This window comes from Janthinobacterium aquaticum (genome assembly GCF_009208565.1).
In the GTDB taxonomy this organism is placed as follows: Bacteria; Pseudomonadota; Gammaproteobacteria; order Burkholderiales; family Burkholderiaceae_D; genus Janthinobacterium.
In genome coordinates this window covers 1-24,349 of record NZ_WFLK01000021.1, presented here as the reverse complement: position 1 = coordinate 24,349, position 24,349 = coordinate 1, and the positions used below count along the sequence as shown (strand labels likewise).

The following is a 24,349-nucleotide window of genomic DNA, read 5'->3' as shown; positions in this document are numbered from 1 at the left end:
CTTCCAGATGGGCCACCCCATGCTTTTCACGAACTGCCGGATCGTTGCGGCCTTGCTTTGCGCCTTGTCATTGGGCCTGCCTGCCACCGGCTGGAGCGCTGCGCCGTTCGACGACAAATTCCGCCAGCTTGGTGAAATGCTGCCCACGCCGAACGCTTACCGCACCGCTTCGGGCGCACCCGGCCACGCCTACTGGCAGCAGAAAGCCGATTATGTGATCCGCGCCACGCTCGATGAAGCACGCCGCGAGATCAGCGCCAGCGAACAGATCACCTACCATAACCGCTCACCCGACAGCCTGGCCTATCTGTGGCTGCAGCTGGACCAGAATGCGCTGCGCCAGGACGCCGACCAGCGCCGCGTGCTGGCTGCCCCATCGCGCCAGGCCTGGCTGAGCGGCGATGAAGACACGGCGCTCAAATTCGAGGACCTGCGCGCGATCCAGGCCGGCCGCTCCTTTGAAGGTGGCTTCCGGCTCAAGGCCGTCAGGTCGGCCTCGGGCAAGCCGCTGCCGTACACGGTCAACCAGACCATGCTGCGCATCGACTTGCCGCAGCCTTTGGCGCCCGGGCAGAACGTGACTTTTCATGTCGACTGGTCGTATGCGATCAATGACCAGAAGGTGCTGGTCGAGCGCTCCGGGTATGAGGTTTTCGAAGACGACCAGAACGCCATTTTCCAGATTGCGCAGTGGTTCCCGCGCATGGCCGCCTATTACGATGCGGCCGGCTGGCAGAACAAGCAGTACCTGGGCAACGGCGAATTTGCACTGGAATTCGGAGACTATGAGCTGTACCTGACGGTGCCGGCCGACCATGTGGTGGCGGCCACCGGCGAATTGCAAAATCCGGCCGCGGTGCTCAGCGCCGCCCAGCGCGAACGCCTGGCCCGCGCGCGCGCCAGCAATACGCCGCTGCTGATCATCACGCCCGAAGAAGCGTTGGCAGCAGAAAAGTCGCGCAGTAGCGCCATGAAAACCTGGCACTACAAGGCCAACAATGTGCGCGATGTGGCGTGGGCGTCAAGCCGCAAATTCATCTGGGATGCGCAAGGCATGGACAGCGGCGGCAAGCGCGTGATGGCCATGTCCTACTACCCGAACGAGGGCAATCCGCTGTGGCAGCAGTACAGCACGCGCGCGGTGGTGCATGCGATCGAGCAGTACAGCAAATACAGTTTCGACTATCCGTATCCGGTGGCGCTGTCGGTCAACGGCGCCGTGGGCGGCATGGAGTATCCGATGCTGGCCTTTAATGGAGGGCGCCCCGTGAAGGACAAGAAAACCGGCGCCGTCACCTATTCGCGCAAGACCAAATATGACCTGATCAGCGTGATTATCCACGAGGTCGGCCATAACTATTTTCCCATGATCGTCAACTCCGACGAGCGCCAGTGGGCCTGGATGGACGAGGGCTTGAATTCCTTCCTGCAGTACCTGGCCGAGCAGGCCTGGGAAACCGATTATCCGTCGTGGAATGGCGAGCCGCGCCAGATCGTCGAGCATATGCGCAGCGCCGGGCAGGCGCCGATCATGACCAATCCCGAGTCGCTGCAGCAGCTGACGGCCAGCGCCTACGACAAGCCGGCTGCGGCGCTTAATATCTTGCGCGAAACGGTGCTTGGGCGCGAGCTGTTCGATTTCGCCTTCAAGCAGTATGCGCTGCGCTGGAAGTTCAAGCGGCCCACGCCGGCCGATTTTTTCCGCACCATGGAAGACGCCTCCGGCACCGATCTGGACTGGTTCTGGCGCGGCTGGTTCTACGGCACCGATGCGGTCGATATCAGCATCGATGGCATCACCGAAGTTGGCGTCAGCAGCAGGAATCCCGAAATCGAAAAAGCCTGGCGCCGTGCGCGTCACGCGGCCGAACCGCAGTCGATCGCCAGCCAGCGCAACCGCGCCATGTCGAAAAAGATCGACAGCGATCCCGTGCTCAGGGATTTCTATAACGAGCATGATGAATTCACGGTCAGCAACAAGGACCGCAACGGCCAGGCTGAGCTGCTCGAAGGCCTCGATCCATGGGAGCGCAAGCTGCTCGAGCAGGGCATGGCCGGCAAGCACCTGTACCTGGTCGATTTGTCCAACCTGGGCGGGCTGGTGATGCCACTGATACTGGAAATCGAACTGGCCAGCGGCAAAAAAATCATCGAGCGCGTGCCGGCCGAAGTGTGGCGCCAGTCGCCGAAAAAAATCACCAAGGTGCTCATTACCGACGAGCCGATGGTGGGTCTGGTGCAGGACCCGTACTGGGAGACGGCCGATATCGACATCAGCAACAACGCCTGGCCGCGCAAGATTGCGCCGGCGCGTGTCGAACTGCTGCGCCCCGATCCTGACCCGCACAATCTGATGAAGGACATGGCCGCGCCGCTCAAGCTTGAAGAAGCGAAAAGCGGGAAAAAATAGGCCGCCTGCATCACCATGTTTCTGCCGGGCGCGCCAGACAATGCTATCCTGCGCGACGCCCCGCAAACAAGCGGCAGGTGCTTTCGCAAATCATTCAAAAGACGACCATGCAAACTTTGACCTACCTGCGCGCGCTCGGCTGTGCGCTGCTGTGCCAGGTGACCCTGGCAGCCCACGCCGATCCTCTCAGCTATGCGCGCTACGACCAGGTACGCACGCGCGATGTGCAACTGGACCTGAAAGCCGACTTCAAACAAAAGACCCTGTCCGGCTACGCCGAGCTGTCGCTCAAGTGGATCGACCCGGCTGCACGCACGCTGGTGCTCGACACGCGCGACCTGGCCATTGCCAAAGTCCAGGTGCAGGACAAGCGCGGCGCCTGGCAGGCAGCGCCGTTCAAGCTCGATGCGGCGGACGCGGAAAAAGGCCAGGCGCTGCGCATCACCACCACCGGCCAGCCGGAAAAAGTGCGCGTCTACTACCGCACCGCACCGACCGCCATTGCGCTGCAGTGGCTGACGCCGCAGCAGACCATGTCGGGCAAGCTGCCGTTCATGTTCAGCCAGTCGCAAAGCATCAATGCACGTTCGTGGGTGCCGTCGCAGGATACGCCGGCGGTGCGCTTTACCTACAGCGCGCGCATCGAGGCGCCCGAGGGCATGCGCGTGGTCATGAGCGCGGAAAACGATGAAAAGGCCACCGGCAAAGGCGGCTGGACCTTCCGCATGCCGCAGCCGATACCATCCTACCTGCTGGCCATTGCCATCGGCGAACTGGAGGTGCGCAAACTCGGTCCGCGTTCAGCTGTGTATGCCGAACCGCCGCGCATCAAGGCGGCCGAGTACGAGCTGGCCGACACGGAAAAGATGATCGAGGCGGCAGAAAAGCTGTACGGTCCTTATCGCTGGGGGCGCTACGACATGATCGTGCTGCCGCCATCGTTTCCCTACGGCGGCATGGAAAACCCGCGCCTGACCTTTCTGACGCCGACCATGATTGCGGGCGACCGCAGCCTGGTCGACCTGATCGCGCATGAACTGGCGCACTCGTGGTCGGGCAACCTGGTCACCAATGCGTCGTGGAAGCATATGTGGCTCAACGAAGGTTTCACTACCTACGTCACTACCCGCATCGTCGAACAGCTCTATGGCAGCGAGGTGGCGCAGATGGGCGTGCAGGTCGACCAGGAAGAACTGGCCGCCGCCATTCGTGAACTGCCGCCGGCCAAGACGGCGCTGGTGTCGCGCGACGCCGACGCCAATCCGGCCGAAACCTATACCGACGACGGCATCATCTACCCGAAAGGCGCCTGGTTCCTGGCCACCATGGAGCAGCGCGCCGGGCGTGCCGTGTTCGATCCCTTCCTGCGCGGCTGGTTCGACCAGCATGCGTTCCAGAGCGTGACGAGCGACCAGTTCGTGAACTACCTGCGCAAGAATCTGCTGGCGCAGCACCCTGAAGTCATGCCGGAAGCCGAGCTGCAGGACTGGCTGCACGGCTTTGGCGTGCCGGCCAGCGCCAGACCGGTCAAGTCGCCGCGCCTGGCGCTGCTCGACCAGCATCGCGACGCCTGGCTCAAGGGCGAACTGTCCACGCGCGAGTTGGGCATGGACAAATGGATCGCCATCGAATCGATGCACTTCCTGAACGATATCAACGGCCGCGCCAGCGCCGCCCAGTTGCGTGAGCTCGACCAGGTGTATGGCGTGGGCAAGAGCGGCAACAATGAAGTCGCTTACCGCTTTTACCTGGCGTCGGTCAACGCCGGCTACGATGTGTACGCGCCGCTGCAGGGCTTTCTCGGCAGCGTGGGACGCCAGAAATTCGTGGTGCCGCTCTACAGTGCACTGATGAAAACGCCGCAGGGCCAGCAATGGGCGCGCGGCGTGTACGCCACGGCGCGTGAACGCTACCATCCGGTGACCCAGGAAAGCGTCGACAAACTGATGGCCGCGCAAGCGCATTGAACTTATTCAAGATGAAAACCATGCAAATCCATACCTCCATGCACACTCTCGCTGCCGCCCTGGTGCTGGCGTTTTCCAGCACCACCTTGCCGGCATTGGCTGCCGATCCTGCACCGGCCGCTGCTGCCGTGGCAGCGGCGCCGGCGCCGGCGTTCGACCTCGAGCGCGATGTCAACAGCGCCCTGAAAACCTTCGATGTGCCGGGTATCGCGATTGCCATCGTCAAGGATGGCCAGGTGATCGCCACGCGCGGCTTCGGCGTGCGCAAGCTGGGCGAAGCGGCGCCGGTCGACAGCAAGACGCTGTTTGAAGTGGCCTCCAATTCCAAGGGCTTCACGGCCGCCGCGCTGGCCATGCTGGTCGACGAAGGCAAGCTGGCCTGGGATGACCCGGTCACCAAGCACCTGCCAGGTTTCCAGATGCACGACTCCTACGTGACCGGTGAGATGACCATCCGCGACCTGCTCACGCACCGCAGTGGCCTGGGCCTGGGCGCGGGCGACCTGCTGTGGTGGCCGACCACCACCTTCAGCACCGATGAAATCATTGAAAAGCTGCGCTATATCCGTCCGGCCACCAGTTTCCGTGCAAGCTATGCCTACGACAATCTGCTCTATATCGTGGCCGGCAAGATCATCGCCGACAAGGCCGGCAAGAGCTGGGGCGAAGCCATGCACGAGCGCATCCTGGCGCCGCTGGGCATGAGCGGCACCACCACCAGCCTGGCCGAAAACGCGGGCAATCCCGACGTAGCCAATGCGCACAGCAAGATCAACGGCAAGATCGCCGCCGTCAAGTCGATGCCGGTGCCGAACGCCGTGGGCGCGGTCGGCATCAATACCAATGCCGAAGACATCGCCAAGTGGATGATGGTGCTGCTCGACGGCGGCAAGATCGCCGGTGCAGTCGGCAAGGACGGCAAAGAGGCGCGCCTGTTCAGCGAAAAGCAGGCCAATGAAATGTGGACCGCCCAGACGCCTGTCAAGATCGGTGAACCGAAGCCGGAACTGGCTGCCACCAAGCCGAACTTCAGCGCCTATGGCCTGGGCTTCCAGCTGCGCGATTACCGCGGCATGAAGGTCGCCATGCACGGCGGCGCACTGCAGGGATTTTACTCGCGCGTGCTAATGGTGCCGCAGGCAAAACTGGGCGTGGCGATACTGACCAATGCAGAAAACGGCGGCGCCATGACGGCGCTGCAATGGCGCATCGTCGACCATTACCTGGGCGCGGCACCGTCGGACTGGATCGCGCTGGTGTCGAAAGTGGAGCAGGACCAGCACGCCGCAGAGCTGAAAAAGCAGGAAAAAGCGTCCGGTGCACGCGCCGCCAAATCGACGCCATCGCTGCCACTGGCCGCCTACGACGGCGAATATGAAGATGCGTGGTACGGCAAGGTGGTGATCCGCCACGAAGGCAAAAAGCAGATCCTGTCATTTACCCGCACGCCGGACCTGACGGGCGAACTCGAACACTGGCAGCACGACACCTTTATCGTGCGCTGGAAAGAGCGCAACTTCAACGCCGACGCCTATGTGACGTTCTCGCTCAACCCGGACGGCAGCATCGACCGCGTGAAAATGGCGCCGGTGTCGGCTGAAACGGACTTCAGCTACGACTTCCAGGATTTGAGCCTGGCGCCCGTCAAGGCAGCGAAGAAGTAAGGCCGGTAGGTCGGATTAGGCCCCGAGGGGGCCGTAATCCGACACCACCACGGTCAGCGTTAACAATATTGTCGGATTACGGCCCGCAGGGCCTAATCCGACCTACGTGAAATACGTTAATTACGGCTTGACGAATTTCAGCGTCATGCGGTCGCTCTCGCCGATCGCCTCATATTTGGCGCGGTCGACGTCCTTGTTGCCGTAGGTGGGCGGCAGCGCCCACACGCCGCCTTCATGGTCGGCCGTGTCTTTCGGGTTGGCGTTGATGTCCGACTTGCCGGCCAGTTTGAAGCCGGCGCCTTCGGCCAGCTTGATCACATACGCTTCATGGATATAGCCGCTGCTGGCTTTGGCGTCCTGTGCTTTGTTTGCTGGCAGGCGGTGTTCGACCACGCCGAATACGCCGCCCGGTTTCAGGCTGTCGTAGACCTGTTTGAACAGCGTCTGCATGCCTTCTTCACCAACCGGTATCCAGTTATGGATATTGCGAAACGTCAGCACCATGTCAGCCGTGCCCTTGGGCGCGATGCGGTAGGTGCTCGGTGGCGCAAAAGCGCCGATTTCCACTTTGTCGAACGCTGCCGGATTGGTGTCGAGCTTTTGCTGGAAGCGTGCCGCGCTGCGACGCGCGCCTTCGCTGCCTTGCGGGTCGCTGCCGGCGGCGATCAGCTTGCCCTGGTCGCGCAGATAGGGTGCCAGGATTTCGGTGTACCAGCCACCGCCGGGCGCCAGCTCGACCACTGTCATGGTGGGCTTGATGCCGAAAAAGCGCAGCGTTTCATACGGGTGGCGCGCGCTGTCGCGTGCAGCGTTGGCCGGCGTGCGGGCGCTGCCGGCAATGGCGGCCTGCAGGGCCGGGTCGGCGACACTGTCGGCGGCCAGTGCCGCGCCGCTGCCGGCGTAGGCCAGCAACAGGGCGGCGGTGGCCGCAAGGCGGAAGGAAACAAATTTGCGCTGATTCATCGGTGCTCCTGGTGGGTAGGAAAAATGGTGGCGATCGCCAGCATCACCGATGATCAGGCAAGCACGCCGGCCGGTCAAGCGTGCAGGTAAATAGTCCCTTTAGTCTTGCTGGTCCAGCATCCACTGCTTCAGGCCATTGACCCAGTTCTTGGCGGGCAGATTGAACTGCTTCTTGATTGAGCCGGCGCGTTCGTACAGGTCGCTGAAGTCGATCACGGGCGAATTCTTGAAAGCCAGCACCACGATGTTTTCATCTTCTGCGTCCGGTACCCACACCACGGCGTCGAACACCAGTTCCATCGCGCGCAAGTTCTTGTCGTAGTTGTCGAATTCGCCGAAGACATTGGTGACCATCACGCCGTCGTCGCTCAGGCAGTCGAAGCAGGCCTGGTAGAACTCGGGCGTGTCGAGCACCGGACCGCGCGCTTCTTCATCGTACAGATCGACCTGCAGCACATCGACCGTATGGTGGTTGGCCTGGTCCTGCACGAAGTCGAGCGCATTCATTTCGCGCACATCGAGGCGTTCGTCATTGGCCGGCAGCGCAAACTGCGCGCCGCAGATGGCGATCACGTTGGGATTGAGCTCGACCGCCGTCACGCTGGCGTCGGGAAAGCGGCGGTAGGCAAATTTGGTCAGCGCGGCGCTGCCCAGGCCCAGCTGCACGATGCGCTTCGGTTGCGGCTTGAACAGCAGCCACATCGTCATCATCTGCACGTATTCGAGCTCGATGGCGTCGGGCCGGTCGAGTCGCATGGCGCCCTGTACCCACTGGGTACCCAGGTGCAGGTAGCGGATGCCGCGCAGTTCGGTGGTGGTGGCCGGCGGATGGCCGGGCTGGGCGTAAGCTTCGTTACTGATGGAGGTAAATTCTGGATTCATGGCGCCAGTGTAGCAGCCGCCGCTCAGCTTTCTTCAATTGCGGGCTGCGGCAGCATCAGCGTGACGGCGAGGCCACCGCCTTCGCGGTTGGCCAGCACCAGGCGCCCGCCATGGGCCTCGGCGATTTCGCGCGTCAGCGCCAGCCCGAGGCCAGTGCCGCTGCGTTTGGTCGAGTAGAACGGCACCAGTGCATTGTCCATCACGGCCTCAGTCATGCCCGGACCGCGGTCGCGCACTTCGATGCGCAGCATGCCGTGGGCCTGGCTCAGATGCATGCTTACGCAATCGGCATTTGACCCCGATTCATGTGCGTTCTTGAGCAGGTTGATCAGCGCCTGCTGCAGTTGCGCCGCATCGAAAAATGCAGGCGGCGCAGGCGGCGCGCCGTCGAGCACGAACGCTATCTGCGCCGCCAGGCTGTCGAGGAAGGGCTGCCACGCACAGCTGGCCGGGCGCGGTGCTGGCAGCTTGGCGAAGCGCGCGTAACCGAGGATGAAGCTCTCCAGATGGCGCGTGCGTTCCTCGATGATGGCCAGGATCTGGGGCAGGCGCGCCGTCTGGCCGCGCCGCACCAGTTCGGCACCGGAGTGGGCCAGCGAAGCGAGCGGCGCCAGCGAATTGTTCAACTCGTGGCTGATCACGCGGATGACTTTTTTCCAGGTCTGCACTTCCTGGCGGCGCAGTTCCAGCGTCAGCTGGCGCAGCAGCAGCAGTTCATGCTGGCGCCCGTTCAGGCTGAAGCGGCGCCGCGCCAGGTGATACACCTCTTCCTGCTCGCCTTCGCCGCTGGTAAACAGGCCGTCGGTGCTGCGCGCCAGTGCTTCGGCCAAGGCAGGTGCGGCCTGCTGCACGATCTCGGCCAACTGATGGCCTTCGAGCCGGCGACCGTCGTTGAGCAACTGGCGCGCCGCCAGGTTGGCGTACACGATGGCGCGCTTGTCGGCCACCAGCAGCATGGCCACCGGCGTGTTCTGCACCATGGTATCGAGCAGCAGTTCCCTCTGCACCAGATCGAGCCGCTGCTGGCGCAGCACGTCGCCCAGCGCGTTGTGGGCGGCCACCAGGTCGCTCAGTTCATCGTTTTGCGGCCAGCGCAGGCTGAAGGCAAAGTCGCCGTCCTGGTAGCTGGCGACGGTGCCTGACAGCGCGCGAAACAGCGACAGCATCGATTGCAGCTGGGCGCGGATGGTAATCACGGCAATCGGCACGATGCAGGCCAGCGACAGGCCCATCACCAGCAGTGGCTGGCCGGGCAGGAAGTGGGCGATCAACAGCGCGATGCCGATGCCCAGCACCAGCAGCGTGGCCACCAGCGCGGTCCAGCGCGTGAGCAGCGAAAGACGCAGGCTTTTCGCAGGCATGGGTCGGTTCGCCATCACCCGCGCGCGATGCCGAGCCGCTCCATGCGCCGGTACAGCGCCTGGCGCGACAGGCCCAGCTCCTGCGCCGCCTGTGCCACCACGCCCTGCGCGCGCGCCAGTGCCGCTGCCACCTGCTCGCGGTCAGGTTCGCCGGTCGCCGTTTCAGGCAGGCGCGCTGCAGCAGCCGGCAGGCCCAGCTCCTGCACGCCGATCACGGCGCCTGGCGCCAGCAGGCTGGCGCGCTGCATCACGTTTTTCAATTCGCGCACATTGCCCGGCCAGCCGTGCGCCAGCAGGCTCGCTTCGGCCTGCGCATCGAGCGCCTTGCCTGGGCCCAGGAAATGGCGCGCCAGCACCAGGATGTCGGCCGGGCGCTGGGACAGGGGCGGCAGGCGCAGCTCGATTACATTGAGGCGGTAATACAGGTCTTCGCGGAAGGTGCCGGCCCTGATCATGGCCGGCAGGTCGGCATTGCTGGCGCTGATAATGCGCACCCGCACCTGGCGCTCGCGGTTCGAGCCGAGGCGCTCGAAGCGGCCCGTTTCCAGCACGCGCAGCAGCTTCATCTGGCCTGCCAGCGGCAGGTTGCCGATTTCGTCGAGAAACAGGGTGCCGCCATCGGCCGCATCGAACTTGCCGTCGCGTGCACGCGAAGCGCCCGTATAGGCACCCGCTTCGGCGCCGAACAGTTCGGCCTCGATCAGCTCGACCGGCACGGCGCCGCAATTGAGGATCACGAACGGGCCGTCGGCCACCTGCGAGTTGGCCTGCACGATGGCGGCGATGCGCTCCTTGCCGCTGCCGTTCGGTCCCGAGATCAGCACCGGCACATCGGCGCGCGCCACCTGGCAGGCCAGGTGCACCACGCGTTCGGTGGCGGCGTCCTGCCAGACCATGCCGCGCAGGTCGAACTGCGACGCCAGCGCCTGGTGCTGGCGCTGTTCCTGCAGCGTTTTTTCACGCAGGGTGCGGTTGGCCTGGCCCAGTTCGAGCAGGTTGTGCACGCTGGCGATCAGGCGCCGGTCGTCCCAGGGCTTGGCCAGGTAATCGGCGGCGCCCGATTTGATCAGCTCGACCGCGGTATCGAGCTGGGTCCAGGCCGTCAGCAGGATCACCGGCAGGTCGGGATGGCGCGCGCGGATGGCGTGAAACAGCGCCACGCCTTCCTCGCCTGAAGTGGTGTCGGCCGCGAAGTTCATGTCCTGCAGCACCAGGTCGACCGGATGGCGCGCCAGCAGCGCCAGGCCTTCTTCGGGCGAAGCGGCGCGCAGGGCGTCGATCTCGTGCAGCGAAAACAGCACCTCGAGTGCCATCGCCACGGCGGCGTTGTCGTCAATAATCAGTACGGTAGGCATGGACGCAGCATAACACCGGGACAATGACTCAGGTACTGCGGGTGGCGGTGGCCGGCGAGATGCTGGCCGCGCGCCAGGCCGGCCCGTAGACAGCGCCCACGCCCAGCAGCCAGAATACCAGCGCGCCGCCCAGCAGGTAGCCCAGCGGCAGGCGCGCCAGTTCGAGCTGGCTGACCAGCAGGTGGTTGAGCGCCAGCGCCAGCAGCACACCTGCCGCGATGCCGGCGCTGGTGATCATGAAATTCTCGGTCAGGAAATAGCGCAGAATATCGATGCGCCGCGCCCCCAGTGCACGGCGCACGCCGATCTGCTTTTTGCGCTGGGTGACCCACAGGCTGGCGATACCGACGATGCCGCTGGCGGTCACCAGCAGCAGCAGCGTGCTGACGGCGATCAGCATCCACGACAGGCCCTGATCGGCCCGATAGCGCGCCTTGCGGTGCTGTTGCAGCGTGTCGATAGAGACCAGCAGCCGGTCCGTGCTGGACGTGCGGATGGCCTGTTGCGCTTCCTGCATCAAACGGTCACGCTGGCCCGGTTCTGCCCGTACCGCATACATCAGCTGGTCACGCCCGCCGGTCAGGCGCGCTGGCAGCAGGGCCGAATGTTCGCCTCGAGGCTTGTTCTGCGCATTCTGCGTCTGCAGCCGCTCGACGATGCCTACCACGCGCAGTTCGGGGTCGTCCGGGCCACTGCCCTGGAACAGTGTCTTGCCGACAAAGCTGGTCTCGCCTGGCCAGATCTGTTGCGCTGCGGCGCGCGACAGTATCACGACCTTGGGCGAACTGTTGTCGACATCTTCGTTGATCTCCGGCGCTTCGTCGGGCCGGAAATCGCGCCCTTCGATCAGTTGCAGGCCATACGTTTTGATCAGCGAATCAGGGCTGAAGTAGGTCGCCACTTCGGCGCTCGGCGTCGCCTGGCCACGCTTGATCGACACGCTGGTAATGTTGCCTGAGCGTGACAGGACTGCCTGTGACGTTTGCGCCACCGACATCACGCCCGGCAGGGCGCGCAGCAGTGCCGCCTGGCGTTTCTGTTCGGCCAGCTGTCGCTCATGACTGCCGCGGTTGAGGTTCTGGATATTGACGTAAAAAATATCGTTTTCGGCGGCCACGCCAGTGGGCCGCGCGGCCACGGCCTGGCGCAGGTTGACGATATGCAGGGCGTTGGCCAGGATGGCCAGGCTGATCGCGACCTGCACTGCGACCAGGACGGCGCCGGTTTTGCTGCGCATCAGCGCCGACAGGATGGGGCGGATTTCCATGCTGAACCTCATAGTGGGAAATGGGTGATCATTGGGTTTTGAGCTGGATTGCCGGCGTGACCTGGCAGGCACGCCAGGTCGGCAGCAAACCAGCCAGCAGGGCGGCGGCCACCGACATCGCAAACGTCAGCAGCAGCATCGGTATATCCATGTGCGCGACCGTGCCCAGGTCCTTGGACTGCCGGCTGACCACGGCCAGTGCGCCGAAAGCCAGCAGCAGGCCGAGCACGCCGCCGGCCAGGCCGATCACGGTGGTTTCGATCAGGAACTGGCTGAAGATGTCGCGCCGGGTGGCGCCCAGTGCGCGGCGTATGCCCACCTCGGCGGCGCGCACGGAAAATTTTGCCAGCAGCAGACCGATGGTATTGACCAGACAAAGCAGCAGGAAGCCGAACGCCAGCCAGGCAGCGAGTTTGTTGTCGTTATCGACCACCTGCAAAAAGCTCATCCATTCGTTCAGATCATAAAGGCGATTGGGAGCATTGCGCGGCATGCGGCCCAGCTTGCGCTGCTCGCCAGCATAGGCGTCCAGGTACTGCTGCAATTGTCCGCGGTCGCTGCTGCTGGCCATTTCGAACCAGAATTGCAGCCAGGTGCAGCCTGAGGCCAGTGTGCCCTGGTAGCCGGGAGCATTGCCGTCGCCATTGCAGCTCATGCCGCCATCGTGCACGGTTTCGTGGCGGATCGCGCTGGCAAAGGGAATGAAAAATTCGTCTTCCGGACCGAACGCGCCCTTGCTGCCGATAATATGGTGCGCGCGCGGTACCACGTCCCAGGTGGCCAGCACACCAGTCACCATGTAGGGCCGTCCCAGGACCGTCACGCGTTGGCCGACCGGGTTGGTGTTGCCGACCAGCTTTTCGGACAGCGCGCGGCTCAGCACGATGACATCGGCGCCGCTGGCGTCGTCCGCTTCGCTCCACGGCTGGCCGTACAGGAACGGCGGCTCGAACATGGCAAAGAAGTCGCGCGTGGGCGCCATGCCTTGTGAAAAAAATGTACCCAGATCCTTGCGTGCGGGCTCGACCGGGCCGGCCACGCCATACATCACGGTGCGGCGCACGCCGACCTTGCTGCGCATGAAGTTCTGGGCATCGATATAGCTCGTCTGCATTTGCGCAAAACCCGGCTTTTCACCTGCCACGTAGCCCTTGAGCGGCAGGATATCGATCACCGGCACGAACAGGCGGTCGCTCTTGTGCGGCAATGGGTCGCCCGACATGGCGTGCAAAATGGTGACGGTCGACACGCTGGCGGCCACGCCGACGGCCAGCGTCAGTATCATCAGCGCGGTCAGGGCGCGGTTGCGCAACAGGCTGCGCAGGCCCAGCTTGAAATAGTATTCGAACATGGTCGTTCCTCAGACGGTGGCGGCGTGGCGGGTGCCGGCAAGCGACGCGCCGTGCTGCACCAGGTCCGACACCTGGCCGTCGATAATGTGGACATTGCGCTGGCTGCGCAGCGCCAGTTCCGGGTCATGCGTGACCATCAGGATAGTGGTGCCCTGGGCATTGATGTCTTCGAGCAGTTCCATCACGCCGCGCGCCATTTGCGTATCGAGGTTGCCGGTCGGTTCATCGGCCAGCAGCAGCTTGGGCGAGCCGGCCAGCGCGCGTGCAATGGCCACGCGCTGCTGCTGACCGCCCGACAGTTCGGCCGGGTAGTGCTTCATGCGCGAGGCCAGGCCGACCTTGGCCAGCGCGTCCTCGATGCGCTCTTTGCGTTCGGCGCGGTTGAAGCCGCGGTAGCGCAGCGGCACATCGACATTGTCGAACAGCGACAGGTCGGGAATCAGATTGAAGCCCTGGAAGATAAAGCCGAGCTTTTCATTGCGCAGGCGCGAACGGGCATTGTCGTTCATGCCCTTGACGTTGACGCCGTCAAGGATGTATTCGCCTTCGGTAAATTCTTCCAGCAGCCCGGCGATATTGAGGAAACTGGTCTTGCCCGAACCCGATGGGCCGGTCACGGTGACGAATTCGCCTTCCCTGACATGGATTTCAAAGCCGCGCAGCGCGTGCGTTTCAATCATGTGGGTGCGATAAACTTTGCTCAGGTTGTGCATGCGCAGCATGGGGAGCCTCTCTGACGGAGTGAGTATAAAAATTAGTTGAGCGTGACGCGCACGGCGTTCGCGAAGTTTTCGGTGCCGGCCACCACCACCTGGTCGCCCAGTTTCAGGCCTTCCTTGATTTCCACCGCCGAGACGCTGGTGGCGCCCAGTTTGATGGGGGTGCGGATTGCGACGTTACCCTGCACCACATAGGCAAAGCGGCCGCCTTCGGCTTCCACGAACGAGCCGCGCGCCAGCATCAGCACATTGGGCCGCTCGTCGATCAGCAATCGGGCCGAGACGCGTTGATTCTGGCGCAGCCCTGCAGGCTGCTCGCCGTTAAACCGCACGCGCGCCAGCACCTGGTTTTTTACTACTTCCGGCGACAGCGCCGACAGCTTGCCGGTGGCCTTGATGGCGCCCGTTTCAATCTCGGCGCTCATGCCCAGACCGATATCGGCCACATAGGTTTCCGGTACTTCCAGCTCGACTTCGAGCTGCGACAGGTCGACCAGCGTCATCAACGCCGTATTGGCTTGCACCACGCTGCGGTTGGCGACTGACAACGTGCCGATAAAGCCGTTGACGGGCGCGCGCACGGTCAGTTCGTCAACGCGGCGCTGGGCGTTGTCGCGGCTCAGCCGTTGGCGTTCGAGTTCACTGGTTTTGGTTTTCAGGGCCAGCGTCACATCTTCGCTTTCCAGCCCGGCCGCCTGCGAAGCGTGGCGGCTGCGGATCTCGGCCGAATTGAGGGCGTCCTTTGCTTTCTGATAATCGATCTTGGCGATAATGCCCACCTGGGCCACGCTTTCATAGCGCTCGAGCGTGCGCTGCGCCGACAGCCGTTCGATTTCTGCGGTGTCGGCTTCGCGCCGCGCCAGCAGCTTCTGTTTCTTGGCCAGGATCTGCTGGCGCGCCACTTCCGCTTCCAGCTGCTGCACGCTCGACTGCTCGCGCTTGAGCGCGTCCGACAGGTCGGGCGACTCGAGTACCGCCAGCACATCGCCTTTTTTCACCGTGTCGCCGGCCTTGGCCTTGAGCGTGACGGTGGCCACGGTGGTGGAATACAAAGTCGGGCTGATGGCGGCCACGACGCGGCCATTGACGGCGGCGTCGCGGATCAGCGTGCCGCGCGTGACTTCGGCGATGCGCAGGCGGCTGGCGTTGACGGAGTGCTCGCTGTTGCCCCAACTGGCAACGGCAGCCCAGGCGCCGCCGGCGAGCAGCAGCACGCCGGTGGCAATGATGGCGGTGCGGCGCCGATGGTGGCCGGGCGGTGTGGCAATTACGGCGTCCTGCTGGGAAGTGTCGCGGATCATGGCAGTCACAAAAAGTTCGATAGCATAGTCATTGCACGATCCGTGCCAGCGGCAAGTGCTTGATTTTAAAAGGGGGGACTGGTGCTTGTCCGCTGTCCGCCCCTGTCCGCAGTGTCCGCGAGGCGTTTGATCGCAGCGTGCTTTTTTCCGCAGGCGAGGCTGCCTTCTTGGTATAGTGACTGGCCAAGTATTGCTTGGTGTTAATGCGATTGCAGTGTAATTATTATAATACTCAGGGGATGACATGAAAAATATAACGGTGCGTACCAGTTTGCTGGGCGTGTTGCTGCTGTTTGCCGCGATGCTGGTAGTGGGCGCCGCGCTGGGCGTCTATGCGCTGGGCCAGTCCACCCGTTCGATGTCATCGATCTACCAGATTACCGCGCAGGTCATCACCATCAATGACGCCTACAAGGACACCACGCGCGTGCGTTCCGCACTGAGCCGCGCCTACTCCAATATCAAGGACGGCGGCAGCACCGGCGAGCGCGACACGGCGCTGGCCAGCGCGCGCAAGTCGCACCAGCGGGCGCTCGACTTTATCGCCAAGTATGAGACGGCTCCCGCCTACGAAGGTCAGGATGCGGCGCAAAAGCGCGAGCTGATCGCCGCCGCGCGCGCGCAGATGCAGGCGCTTGAGCACGCGACCGGCGCACTGGCGCGCAGCGATGCCGGCGGCTACAGTGAAATCAATGTGCGCGAGCTGACGCCGGTCGGTGCGGCTTTTTCAGCGCAGCTGGAGAAATTCCAGAAGTCCGCCGACGAGCAGGATGCTGCGCTGATGGCCAGTCGCGACAGCGAATACGCGATCGTCAAATGGCTGGTCGCGCTGGGCCTGCTGATGGCGCTGGCCCTGGTTGTGGTGGTGCACCATATGCTCAAGGTGGTGGTCATCACGCCGCTTGAACGCGCCGTGGTGCTGCTTGACCAGGTGGCGCATGGCGACCTGACGGCGCGCATCGACGCCGAAGGCGAGAATGAAATCGCGCGCCTGTTGATGGCGATCCGGCGCATGCAGCAAGATCTGCTGTCGACGGTGGTGCGCGTGCGCGGCGGCGCCGAAGCGATCAATCGCGGTTCGCAGGAGCTGGCGGCCGGCAATATGGAATTGTCTGCGCGCACCGAAACCCAGGCCAGTTCGCTGGAAGAAACGGCCGCCTCGATCGAGGAGCTGACCGGCACCGTCAAGCAAAATTCCGAGAACGCCCAGCATGCGCGCGGCCTGGTCGACGGCGCCTCAAGCACGGCGGCGCAGGGCGGCGAAGTGATGCAGGAAGTGGTCAGTACCATGAACGACATCAATGAATCGTCGCGCCGCATCGTCGACATTATCAGCGTGATTGACGGCATTGCTTTCCAGACCAATATCCTGGCGTTGAACGCCGCAGTGGAGGCGGCGCGCGCCGGCGAGCAGGGCCGTGGTTTTGCGGTAGTGGCCACCGAAGTGCGCAGCCTGGCGCAGCGCTCCAGCCAGGCTGCGCGCGAGATCAAGGCGCTGATCGACGATTCGGTCGGCAAGATCGCGCTCGGCACCAGCCTGGTCGAGCGCGCTGGCGCCACCATGAACACCTTGGTGGGCGACGTGCGCCAGGTCACGGCCATCGTCGGCGAGATCGCCACTGCCAGCCGCGAGCAGAGCGACGGTATCGACCAGGTGAATCAGGCCATTGCGCAGATGGACCAGGTTACGCAGCAGAACGCGGCACTGGTCGAGGAAGCGGCAGCGGCCACCCAGTCGCTGCAGGACCAGGCTGGCGAACTGGCGCAGGCGGTCAGCGTGTTCAAGATTGAAAGCCAGGCCCGTTCGCTGGCCGTCAGGACTTGATAATTTTCTAAATGGCAACATATGAGATCGCGTCCCTCCACGCGATCTCAAGGTCCCATGTTTTCCTTTCTCCTGCGTTTGTTCCCTGCCAGCGCGCCGTTGCTGGCGCCGGTAGTCGATTACCCGTTTTCCCGCACCGATGTGGCGATGCTGCAGCAACTGGCCGGCACCGCGCCGCAGATCGATGCGCAGACCTGGCACGACCTGCTGCTCGATCCATACAGCGAACGCCTGGCGCAGCAGACCAGCATTTTTGGCCAGCAGGAATTGCACCGCCGCCTGCAGGGCGGGCGCGCCACGCCGGAGAGCATCGAACGGGTCGATGCCTTGCTGGCCGATGCGCCGCTGGCAGCCGGCTTGACGCAGGCCTGCCACGGCTTGCGCCGCGCCGATGCCGAGGCCAGCACCAGCCTGTTCGGCGCGCCGTTTGCATCCAGGCCATGGTGGAGCGGCTGGCTGTGGCTGATCGCGTTGGCCTTGCTGCTGTCGATCGGCGCCACCTGGCTGGTCGGGCCGCTGGCGCTGACCGGCGTGCTGGCCTGCTGCGTGGTGCTGATGACCGTGCAGTCGCGTTTTTACGAGACCTGCAAGCAGTGGGAATACCAGCTCGATACGCTGCGCCACCTGCTCAAGGCCTACGCTGCGCTGGGGCGGCTGGATGTGCCCATGACTGCCCCGTTTCGCGCCGGACGGGCGCAGGCGGGCAAGCTGGTGCGCGGTATCGAGCTGTCCCTGCTGCGCTATCTGCCGTTGATTGATACGATCATGGTTGAATATGGCGACTGGCTGCTGCTCAAGAACGTCACGCGCTATTTCCGCACGCGCGAACTGGTGGCGGCGCAGCTGGGGTTTTTGCGCCAGGCTTACCTGGAGGTAGCGGCGCTCGAAGCGGACCTGGCGCTGGTGCGCCATCTGCGCGCGCAGCCGGCCTTCTGCCATGCAAAGGAGGGGGCGCCACGCGAACTGGACTTGCAGGACATGGTGCATCCGTTGCTGTCGCAGGCGGCGCCGCTGTCGCTGAATCTGGCGCAGCGCGGCGCGTTTATCTCGGGCCAGAACGGCATCGGCAAAAGCACCTTGCTGCGCACGCTGGGGCTGAACCTGGTCTGTGCGCGCGCCTTCGGCTTTTGCCATGCGCGCTCGGCCACGCTGCCGCGCGGGCCCGTGTATTCGAGCATGCAAAGCGAAGACTCGCTGGCCGGTGGCGAAAGCCTGTACCTGGCCGAATTGCGGCGCGCGCGCGAACTGCTGGCGCTGGCGCAAGGCGATCACGATGCACTGTTCATTATCGACGAGATTTTCCGAGGCACTAATCACCTTGAATCGATTTCAGCGGCGGCCGCCGTGCTGCATCAACTGGCGGCGCGCCATCTGGTGATCGTCTCGTCGCACAACCTGGTGCTGGCGCCGTTGCTCGAAGCGTGGCTGGCGCCATGGTGCGTGCAGCGCGACAATGCTGGCAGCCTGACGCTGGCGCCGGGCGTGCTGGCTGCCACCAACGGCATTGCGCTGCTGGCCGAGCGCGGCTTTGGCCGCCAGATCGAAGACAGCGCAGGGCGCGTGTTCGACTGGCTCAGCACGCATATGGCGCAGCCGACGAATTGTTCGGGCGTGCTGGTCGGGAGCGTATCGGCTGCCGCCTGAGTTACTTGTCGCGCTTGAGCGGCGTGCCCTTGTCGATCACTTCGCGGCAGTCGCCCTTGAGCGTGGCGTTGTCGTAGTTGGTCCAGCCGTAGCTGTCGACATAGCGCGTGTGCGGCGTGAAGCGCGGGTTGACGATGCTCCATTCGGGCTGCTCGCCCGCATAGCGGATGTCGCCCATGTCGAGCAGGGTGTGGAAGATGTTTTCGGTCGACAGCCGGGCCTTGCGGTGGCGCTGCAACTGTTCCACCTTGGTCGGATAGCGCAGCTGGAACTGCGGCGAATACCAGGCAAAGGCCGGCACATGGAATTCGAACTGCGTGTTGTGGCCATGGAAGGCCAGCCGGCAGGCGCCGTCGTACAGGGTCTGGCCATGGTCGGCCACGTACAGCAGCGAGCTGCGCAAGGCAGTGCGTTCGCCGCCGTCTTTCAGCATGCCGATCACGCCGGACAAGAACCAGTCGGTGTAGAGGATCGAATTGTCGTAGCTGTTGTTCAGCTGCGGCTTGATGGCGCGGTCGGTATAGACCGGTTTGTCGACGCCGAACAGCGATGGTTGCCACTTGTCGAATTGTTTCGGGTAGCGCTGGCTGTAGTTCCAGTGGCTGCCCAGTGTATGGAGCACGATCAGTTTCTTGGGCGCCGGGTCGGCCAGCGCGTTCTTGAACGGATCGAACAGGATCTGGTCGAAGTTCGAGCTGTTGGTAAAGCCGCCCAGGTTGAGGAACTGCACCACGTCGGCTTCCTTGGCAAATACCGATACGGGCGTGTCGAATTTGCCGAACGAAATCTGGTTTGACAGCCAGTAGGTCTTGAACCCGGCTTCCTTGTAGGCCGACAGGAACGATTTTTCGTTAAAGCCGTCCTTCAGGCTTTGCATGGCCTTCTTGCGCGAGATAATCACCGGCACCGACAGGCGCGTGGCCGACACGGCCGTGATCACGTCGGCCAGCGGCACCAGATTGCTTTCCTTTTCAAGCCGCGGATTGGTGTTGCGCGTATAGCCGTTGAGGCTCCAGCGGTCGTAGCGCGACGATTCGCCGATCACCATCACCACCACTTCCGGCTGCGTATCGGGATCTTGCTGATACGCGCCGAAATGAAAGCTGTTGCTGCGCTGGCCCAGTTCGGCCAGGTAGGCGCGCTCGCGGTAAAAATCATAGCCGCGCGCCAGCAGGCCAAACGGCCAGGCGTTGCTGACGGTATCGAAAACGTAGGGCAGGCGCGCCCAGTGTGGCAGGGCCGGCCAGTCCAGTTCGGTAGACTCGGCGCCGGCCACGCTGGCCACCTCGGGTTTACCGGCGCTGTTCTTTTCAGCGCTGGCACGGTAGCCGAACTCGGCGCCGTACAGCCACAGGCACGCTGGCAGCAGCAACAGGATCAGCACTGCCGGACGGCTGCGGCCACGCCAGTCGAGCCGGCGCGTACGCACGGCGCAGTACCAGGCCAGGGTGCACCAGACAAGCACGCCAAGCATCACGGCGCCCATCAGCCAGATTTTCTGGCCGAGGAACTCCAGCGCTTCCTTCGGGCTGGTCTCGACGATGATGCCAAGATGGTGGGTCGAAATGCCCTGGCCGTAAAACACCAGCAGATAGATTTCGGTCGGCAGCGCCAGGAAGGCCGGTATCAGCAGCCAGTGAAACCAGGCCGGACGCTTGAACACGCTCCACACGGCCAGCCACGCCAGCAGCTGAAAGCTGAGCAGCCGCCATGGATGATCGAGCGGATGGCCCAGCAGGGCCGGCAGGAAGGGGGCGGCCGTCAGCAGCGCATAGGTCAGCAGCAGGAACAACTCGGCCAGGCGATTGCCGGCGGGGCGAAACAGGGAGCGCATAGGCAGGAAAGGAGCGTGGCCACGAAAAATGTCCGCCATTATCATGCTTTTGTGGGCGGGCCGGGATAGAAGAATGGCCGGCGGTCGCCGCCGGGGGCCTGTAGCGTAGCGTAAAAAATGGTTAAAAAGCTACAAGATGCGCATAACTTTGCTGTTTTTTATAGCAAAAAGCCGTAAACTGATTGACCCCCTGTATGAGTAGGTCTAAACTAGCGAGTTCTCGATTTTATTCTGCACATCGTTTACGTGTCGTCTGGAGTTGCCGGGCTGTGTAGTCCGGATAGCTGCAAGCGCCTTCGGTGAGTAGGGCAGAAGCGGGGAAGGGTTTTAGTCGCCGGACAGTCATGTCCGGGTTATTAATCGTAGTTTTTTGTTGGATTTATAACGATGCCAACCATCAATCAATTGATTCGCAATCCACGCGTCGCTCTGACCGTGAAAAGCAAATCGCCGGCGCTGGAAAACAGCCCGCAAAAACGTGGCGTTTGCACCCGTGTGTACACCACGACTCCTAAGAAGCCTAACTCGGCTTTGCGTAAAGTCGCCAAAGTGCGTCTGACCAACGGTTTCGAAGTCATTTCGTACATCGGCGGTGAAGGCCATAACCTGCAAGAGCATAGCGTGGTTCTGCTGCGCGGCGGTCGTGTAAAAGACTTGCCAGGTGTGCGTTACCACATGGTTCGCGGTGCTCTGGATACCCAAGGCGTCAAAGACCGTAAGCAAGCTCGCTCGAAATACGGTACCAAGCGCGCTAAAGCTGGTAAGAAGTAATAGTTGTTGCAGCAAACCCAAGTTTCGCTCAGTGGCAGCTAACTAAGTGAATGTAGTCGACCGCATCGGGTCGAGTAAGTGGGTGACTATGATGGTCGTCCGCGAGTGTGCGAAGAACGCGCGCTCAACTGAAGATTGAAAGGAATTGATATGCCACGTCGTCGTGAAGTACCCAAACGCGAAATTTTGCCAGATCCAAAATTCGGCAACACTGATGTTGCTAAATTTGTAAACGTGCTGATGCTGTCCGGTAAGAAATCGGTTGCAGAAAACATCATCTACGGTGCTTTCGAGCACATTGCTGCTAAAACCGGCAAAGATCCACTCGAAGTTTTCGTTACCGCAATCAACAACGCCAAGCCACTGGTTGAGGTGAAATCCCGTCGCGTTGGTGGTGCAAACTACCAGGTGCCGGTCGAAGTTCGCCCAGTGCGTCGTATGGCTCTGTCCATGCGTTGGTTGCGTGAAGCTGCTAACAAGCGCAGCGAAAAATCGATGCCACAACGCCTCGGCGGTGAGCTGATGGAAGCGGCTGAAAGCCGCGGCGGCGCGATGAAAAAACGCGACGAAGTCCATCGCATGGCTGAAGCGAACAAAGCGTTCTCGCATTTCCGCTTCTAATAAAAAGCCGGCTTCCGCAAGGCGGCTGTCAAGTATCTGTTGTTCGAGGCCGGGCTCATTTTTGCAAAAAAATGCTGCTCGGTTTTGTCCATTCATTTAGGATTAATTATGGCCCGCAAGACCCCCATTGAGCGCTACCGCAATATCGGTATTTCCGCTCACATCGATGCTGGTAAGACCACCACCACCGAACGCGTCCTGTTTTACACCGGCATCAATCACAAGATTGGTGAAGTGCATGATGGCGCCGCCACCATGGACTGGATGGAGCAAGAGCAAGAGCGCGGCATCACGATTACGTCCGCAGCGACCACCTGCTTCTGGAAGGGCATGGCCGGTAACTTCCCTGAGCATCACATCAACATCATCGACACCCCGGGCCACGTTGACTTCACCATTGAAGTTGAACGCTCGATGCGCGTGTTGGATGGCGCCTGCATGGTTTACTGTGCAGTCGGCGGTGTGCAGCCACAATCGGAAACGGTATGGCGCCAGGCTAACAAGTACAAAGTGCCACGTCTGGCCTTCGTGAACAAGATGGACCGTACCGGCGCCAACTTCTTCAAGGTCTACGAGCAGATGCGTGCCCGCCTGAAAGCAAACCCGATTCCTCTGCAGATTCCTATCGGCTCGGAAGAGAACTTCCTGGGCGTGGTCGATCTGGTCAAGATGAAGGCCGTGTATTGGGACGACGCGTCGCAAGGCATGAAGTTCGACTACCGCGATATCCCTGCTGAGCTGGCTGATCAAGCCGCTGAGTGGCGCGAGAAGATGGTCGAAGCTGCTGCCGAAGCGTCGGAAGAGCTGATGAACAAATACCTGGAAGAAGGCGACCTGACGGAAGCTGAAATCAAGGCAGCTCTGCGCGCACGTACGCTGGCATCGGAAATCGTGCCAATGATGTGCGGTACCGCGTTCAAGAACAAGGGCGTGCAAGCCATGCTCGACGGCGTGATCGAATACCTGCCATCGCCGATCGACATCAAGCCAGTTGAAGGCATGGATGAAGATGACCAGCCTACGTCGCGTAAAGCGTCGGACGACGAGAAATTCTCGGCGCTGGCATTCAAGATCATGACCGACCCGTTCGTCGGCCAGTTGATCTTCTTCCGCGTCTACTCGGGCACGATCAATTCGGGCGACACCGTCTACAACCCGATCAAGGGCAAGAAAGAACGCCTGGGTCGTATTCTGCAGATGCACGCGAACCAACGCGAAGAAATCAAGGAAGTGCGCGCTGGCGACATCGCCGCTGCTGTTGGCCTGAAAGATGCGACCACGGGCGAAACCCTGTGCGATCCAGCGGCCATCATCACCCTGGAAAAAATGGTTTTCCCTGAGCCAGTGATCTCGCAGGCTGTTGAGCCTAAGACCAAGGCTGACCAGGAAAAAATGGGCCTGGCGCTGAACCGCCTGGCACAGGAAGATCCTTCGTTCCGCGTGAAGACCGATGAAGAATCGGGCCAGACCATCATCGGTGGTATGGGCGAGCTGCATCTGGAAATTATCGTTGACCGCATGAAACGTGAATTCAACGTTGAAGCGACCGTCGGCAAGCCACAAGTGGCTTACCGCGAAACGATCCGCAAAACTTGCGAAGAGTCGGAAGGCAAATTCGTCAAGCAATCGGGTGGTCGTGGTCAATACGGTCACGTGGTTCTGAAGATCGAACCGCAAGAACCGGGCAAGGGTTTTGAATTCGTTGACGCGATCAAGGGCGGTACCGTTCCTCGCGAATACATCCCTGCAGTTGAAAAAGGTGTGCGCGACACGCTGACTTCGGGCGTGATGGCTGGCTACCCAGTCGTTGACGTCAAAGTCACGCTGTTCTTCGGTTCGTACCATGATGTTGACTCGAACGAAAATGCATTCCGCATGGCCGCTTCGATGGCATTCAAAGATGGCTGCCGCAAAGCATCGCCAGTCATCCTGGAGCCGATGATGTCGGTGGAAGTGGAAACGCCGGAAGATTACGCCGGTACCGTGATGGGCGACCTGTCGTCGCGTCGCGGCATGGTGCAAGGTATGGATGAGATCGCTGGCGGTGGCGGCAAGATCATCAAGGCCGAAGTACCTCTGTCGGAAATGTTTGGTTACTCGACCTCGCTGCGCTCCGCAACGCAAGGCCGTGCAACCTACTCGATGGAATTCAAGCACTATTCGGAAGCGCCGAAGCACGTGACTGAAGCTATCGTAAGCTCGAAAGCTAAGTAATAATAGTAGTGCCGGGCCGGCTTTCACGAGAATGCCGGCCCCTACATTTAAATCATTGTTCTAAGGAAGAATAAAATGGCAAAAGGTAAATTCGAACGGACCAAGCCGCACGTCAACGTCGGCACCATCGGCCACGTCGACCACGGTAAAACCACGCTGACCGCTGCAATCGCAACGGTACTGTCGAAGAAATTCGGCG

At 62.1% G+C, this 24,349-nt stretch carries 18 protein-coding genes; 9 read left to right on the top strand and 9 right to left on the bottom strand.

Translation table 11 applies throughout. From position 1 onward, the window contains the following. The first annotated feature begins 19 nt into the window (after positions 1-19). From GCM43_RS24590 to GCM43_RS24580, 3 genes are all read left to right on the top strand, one after another. Positions 20-2,410 (top strand): M1 family metallopeptidase, encoded by a 2,391-nt coding sequence (locus GCM43_RS24590; protein ID WP_152248507.1) that lies wholly within the window; start codon positions 20-22, stop codon positions 2,408-2,410. Positions 2,411-2,517: 107 nt separating this feature from the next. Continuing rightward, positions 2,518-4,377, top strand: a complete 1,860-nt coding sequence (locus tag GCM43_RS24585; protein ID WP_152248506.1) for a M1 family metallopeptidase — start codon at positions 2,518-2,520, stop codon at positions 4,375-4,377. 20 nt (positions 4,378-4,397) lie between these two features. Continuing rightward, a complete protein-coding gene (locus GCM43_RS24580; protein WP_226929654.1) occupies positions 4,398-6,041 on the top strand; it encodes a serine hydrolase in 1,644 nt (547 codons plus the stop codon). A 120-nt stretch (positions 6,042-6,161) separates the two neighbouring features. On the opposite strand, the gene GCM43_RS24575 is transcribed toward GCM43_RS24580, so the two are convergent. The 8 genes from GCM43_RS24575 to GCM43_RS24540 all read right to left on the bottom strand — a co-directional run bounded on the left by GCM43_RS24575 (position 6,162) and on the right by GCM43_RS24540 (position 15,241). Continuing rightward, on the bottom strand, positions 6,162-7,004 hold the full coding sequence (locus tag GCM43_RS24575) for a class I SAM-dependent methyltransferase (protein WP_152248505.1): 843 nt from the start codon (positions 7,002-7,004) through the stop codon (positions 6,162-6,164). A gap of 99 nt (positions 7,005-7,103) precedes the next feature. Then, positions 7,104-7,886 (bottom strand): spermine/spermidine synthase domain-containing protein, encoded by a 783-nt coding sequence (locus GCM43_RS24570; RefSeq protein WP_152248504.1) that lies wholly within the window; start codon positions 7,884-7,886, stop codon positions 7,104-7,106. A gap of 23 nt (positions 7,887-7,909) precedes the next feature. Then, positions 7,910-9,247: a sensor histidine kinase gene (locus GCM43_RS24565; protein WP_226929653.1), complete on the bottom strand. Its 1,338-nt coding sequence runs from the start codon at positions 9,245-9,247 to the stop codon at positions 7,910-7,912. 14 nt (positions 9,248-9,261) lie between these two features. After that, positions 9,262-10,602: a sigma-54-dependent transcriptional regulator gene (locus GCM43_RS24560; RefSeq protein ID WP_152248502.1), complete on the bottom strand. Its 1,341-nt coding sequence runs from the start codon at positions 10,600-10,602 to the stop codon at positions 9,262-9,264. A gap of 28 nt (positions 10,603-10,630) precedes the next feature. Then, positions 10,631-11,869 carry an ABC transporter permease gene (locus tag GCM43_RS24555; RefSeq protein WP_152248501.1) on the bottom strand — a complete coding sequence of 413 codons (1,239 nt, stop codon included), beginning with the start codon at positions 11,867-11,869 and terminating at the stop codon, positions 10,631-10,633. 28 nt (positions 11,870-11,897) lie between these two features. Further along, positions 11,898-13,220 carry an ABC transporter permease gene (locus GCM43_RS24550; protein ID WP_152248500.1) on the bottom strand — a complete coding sequence of 441 codons (1,323 nt, stop codon included), beginning with the start codon at positions 13,218-13,220 and terminating at the stop codon, positions 11,898-11,900. A 9-nt stretch (positions 13,221-13,229) separates the two neighbouring features. Beyond that, complete coding sequence (locus GCM43_RS24545; protein WP_152248499.1) at positions 13,230-13,943, bottom strand: ABC transporter ATP-binding protein; 714 nt, start codon at positions 13,941-13,943, stop codon at positions 13,230-13,232. A gap of 32 nt (positions 13,944-13,975) precedes the next feature. After that, the gene (locus GCM43_RS24540) at positions 13,976-15,241 is read right to left on the bottom strand and encodes an efflux RND transporter periplasmic adaptor subunit (RefSeq protein ID WP_152248526.1); all 1,266 of its coding nucleotides are present in this window, start codon (positions 15,239-15,241) and stop codon (positions 13,976-13,978) included. 244 nt (positions 15,242-15,485) lie between these two features. Between GCM43_RS24540 and GCM43_RS24535 the strand changes: the two genes are divergently transcribed. Together GCM43_RS24535 and GCM43_RS24530 are read left to right on the top strand one after the other, a co-directional pair. Then, positions 15,486-17,066, top strand: a complete 1,581-nt coding sequence (locus GCM43_RS24535; RefSeq protein WP_152248498.1) for a methyl-accepting chemotaxis protein — start codon at positions 15,486-15,488, stop codon at positions 17,064-17,066. Between the two features lie 57 nt (positions 17,067-17,123). Beyond that, the gene (locus tag GCM43_RS24530) at positions 17,124-18,710 is read left to right on the top strand and encodes a MutS-related protein (RefSeq protein WP_193315737.1); all 1,587 of its coding nucleotides are present in this window, start codon (positions 17,124-17,126) and stop codon (positions 18,708-18,710) included. Position 18,711: 1 nt separating this feature from the next. On the opposite strand, the gene GCM43_RS24525 is transcribed toward GCM43_RS24530, so the two are convergent. Then, positions 18,712-20,583 carry a phosphoethanolamine transferase gene (locus GCM43_RS24525; protein WP_319636975.1) on the bottom strand — a complete coding sequence of 624 codons (1,872 nt, stop codon included), beginning with the start codon at positions 20,581-20,583 and terminating at the stop codon, positions 18,712-18,714. A 348-nt stretch (positions 20,584-20,931) separates the two neighbouring features. Between GCM43_RS24525 and rpsL the strand changes: the two genes are divergently transcribed. The 4 genes from rpsL to GCM43_RS24505 form a co-directional block, all read left to right on the top strand. Further along, entirely contained in the window at positions 20,932-21,315 is a 384-nt protein-coding gene (rpsL, locus tag GCM43_RS24520; RefSeq protein ID WP_025603541.1) for a 30S ribosomal protein S12, read from the top strand. Positions 21,316-21,465: 150 nt separating this feature from the next. After that, positions 21,466-21,936, top strand: coding sequence for a 30S ribosomal protein S7 (gene rpsG / locus GCM43_RS24515; RefSeq protein WP_152248496.1), 471 nt, complete (start codon positions 21,466-21,468; stop codon positions 21,934-21,936). 108 nt (positions 21,937-22,044) lie between these two features. Then, positions 22,045-24,150 carry an elongation factor G gene (gene fusA, locus GCM43_RS24510; RefSeq protein ID WP_152248524.1) on the top strand — a complete coding sequence of 702 codons (2,106 nt, stop codon included), beginning with the start codon at positions 22,045-22,047 and terminating at the stop codon, positions 24,148-24,150. A 75-nt stretch (positions 24,151-24,225) separates the two neighbouring features. Continuing rightward, positions 24,226-24,349 (top strand): GTP-binding protein (locus GCM43_RS24505; protein WP_017454492.1); only part of this gene is annotated, 124 nt, incomplete at its 3' end.

Excerpts from the sequence above, each read along its gene's own strand:
- GCM43_RS24590 (WP_152248507.1), top strand. The coding sequence starts at position 20 with ATGCTTTTCACGAACTGCCGGATCGTTGCGGCCTTGCTTTGCGCCTTG.
- GCM43_RS24585 (WP_152248506.1), top strand. The coding sequence starts at position 2,518 with ATGCAAACTTTGACCTACCTGCGCGCGCTCGGCTGTGCGCTGCTGTGC.
- GCM43_RS24580 (WP_226929654.1), top strand. The coding sequence starts at position 4,398 with ATGCAAATCCATACCTCCATGCACACTCTCGCTGCCGCCCTGGTGCTG.
- GCM43_RS24575 (WP_152248505.1), bottom strand. The coding sequence starts at position 7,004 with ATGAATCAGCGCAAATTTGTTTCCTTCCGCCTTGCGGCCACCGCCGCC.
- GCM43_RS24570 (WP_152248504.1), bottom strand. The coding sequence starts at position 7,886 with ATGAATCCAGAATTTACCTCCATCAGTAACGAAGCTTACGCCCAGCCC.
- GCM43_RS24565 (WP_226929653.1), bottom strand. The coding sequence starts at position 9,247 with ATGCCTGCGAAAAGCCTGCGTCTTTCGCTGCTCACGCGCTGGACCGCG.
- GCM43_RS24560 (WP_152248502.1), bottom strand. The coding sequence starts at position 10,602 with ATGCCTACCGTACTGATTATTGACGACAACGCCGCCGTGGCGATGGCA.
- GCM43_RS24555 (WP_152248501.1), bottom strand. The coding sequence starts at position 11,869 with ATGGAAATCCGCCCCATCCTGTCGGCGCTGATGCGCAGCAAAACCGGC.
- GCM43_RS24550 (WP_152248500.1), bottom strand. The coding sequence starts at position 13,220 with ATGTTCGAATACTATTTCAAGCTGGGCCTGCGCAGCCTGTTGCGCAAC.
- GCM43_RS24545 (WP_152248499.1), bottom strand. The coding sequence starts at position 13,943 with ATGCTGCGCATGCACAACCTGAGCAAAGTTTATCGCACCCACATGATT.
- GCM43_RS24540 (WP_152248526.1), bottom strand. The coding sequence starts at position 15,241 with ATGATCCGCGACACTTCCCAGCAGGACGCCGTAATTGCCACACCGCCC.
- GCM43_RS24535 (WP_152248498.1), top strand. The coding sequence starts at position 15,486 with ATGAAAAATATAACGGTGCGTACCAGTTTGCTGGGCGTGTTGCTGCTG.
- GCM43_RS24530 (WP_193315737.1), top strand. The coding sequence starts at position 17,124 with ATGTTTTCCTTTCTCCTGCGTTTGTTCCCTGCCAGCGCGCCGTTGCTG.
- GCM43_RS24525 (WP_319636975.1), bottom strand. The coding sequence starts at position 20,583 with ATGGCGGACATTTTTCGTGGCCACGCTCCTTTCCTGCCTATGCGCTCC.
- rpsL (WP_025603541.1), top strand. The coding sequence starts at position 20,932 with ATGCCAACCATCAATCAATTGATTCGCAATCCACGCGTCGCTCTGACC.
- rpsG (WP_152248496.1), top strand. The coding sequence starts at position 21,466 with ATGCCACGTCGTCGTGAAGTACCCAAACGCGAAATTTTGCCAGATCCA.
- fusA (WP_152248524.1), top strand. The coding sequence starts at position 22,045 with ATGGCCCGCAAGACCCCCATTGAGCGCTACCGCAATATCGGTATTTCC.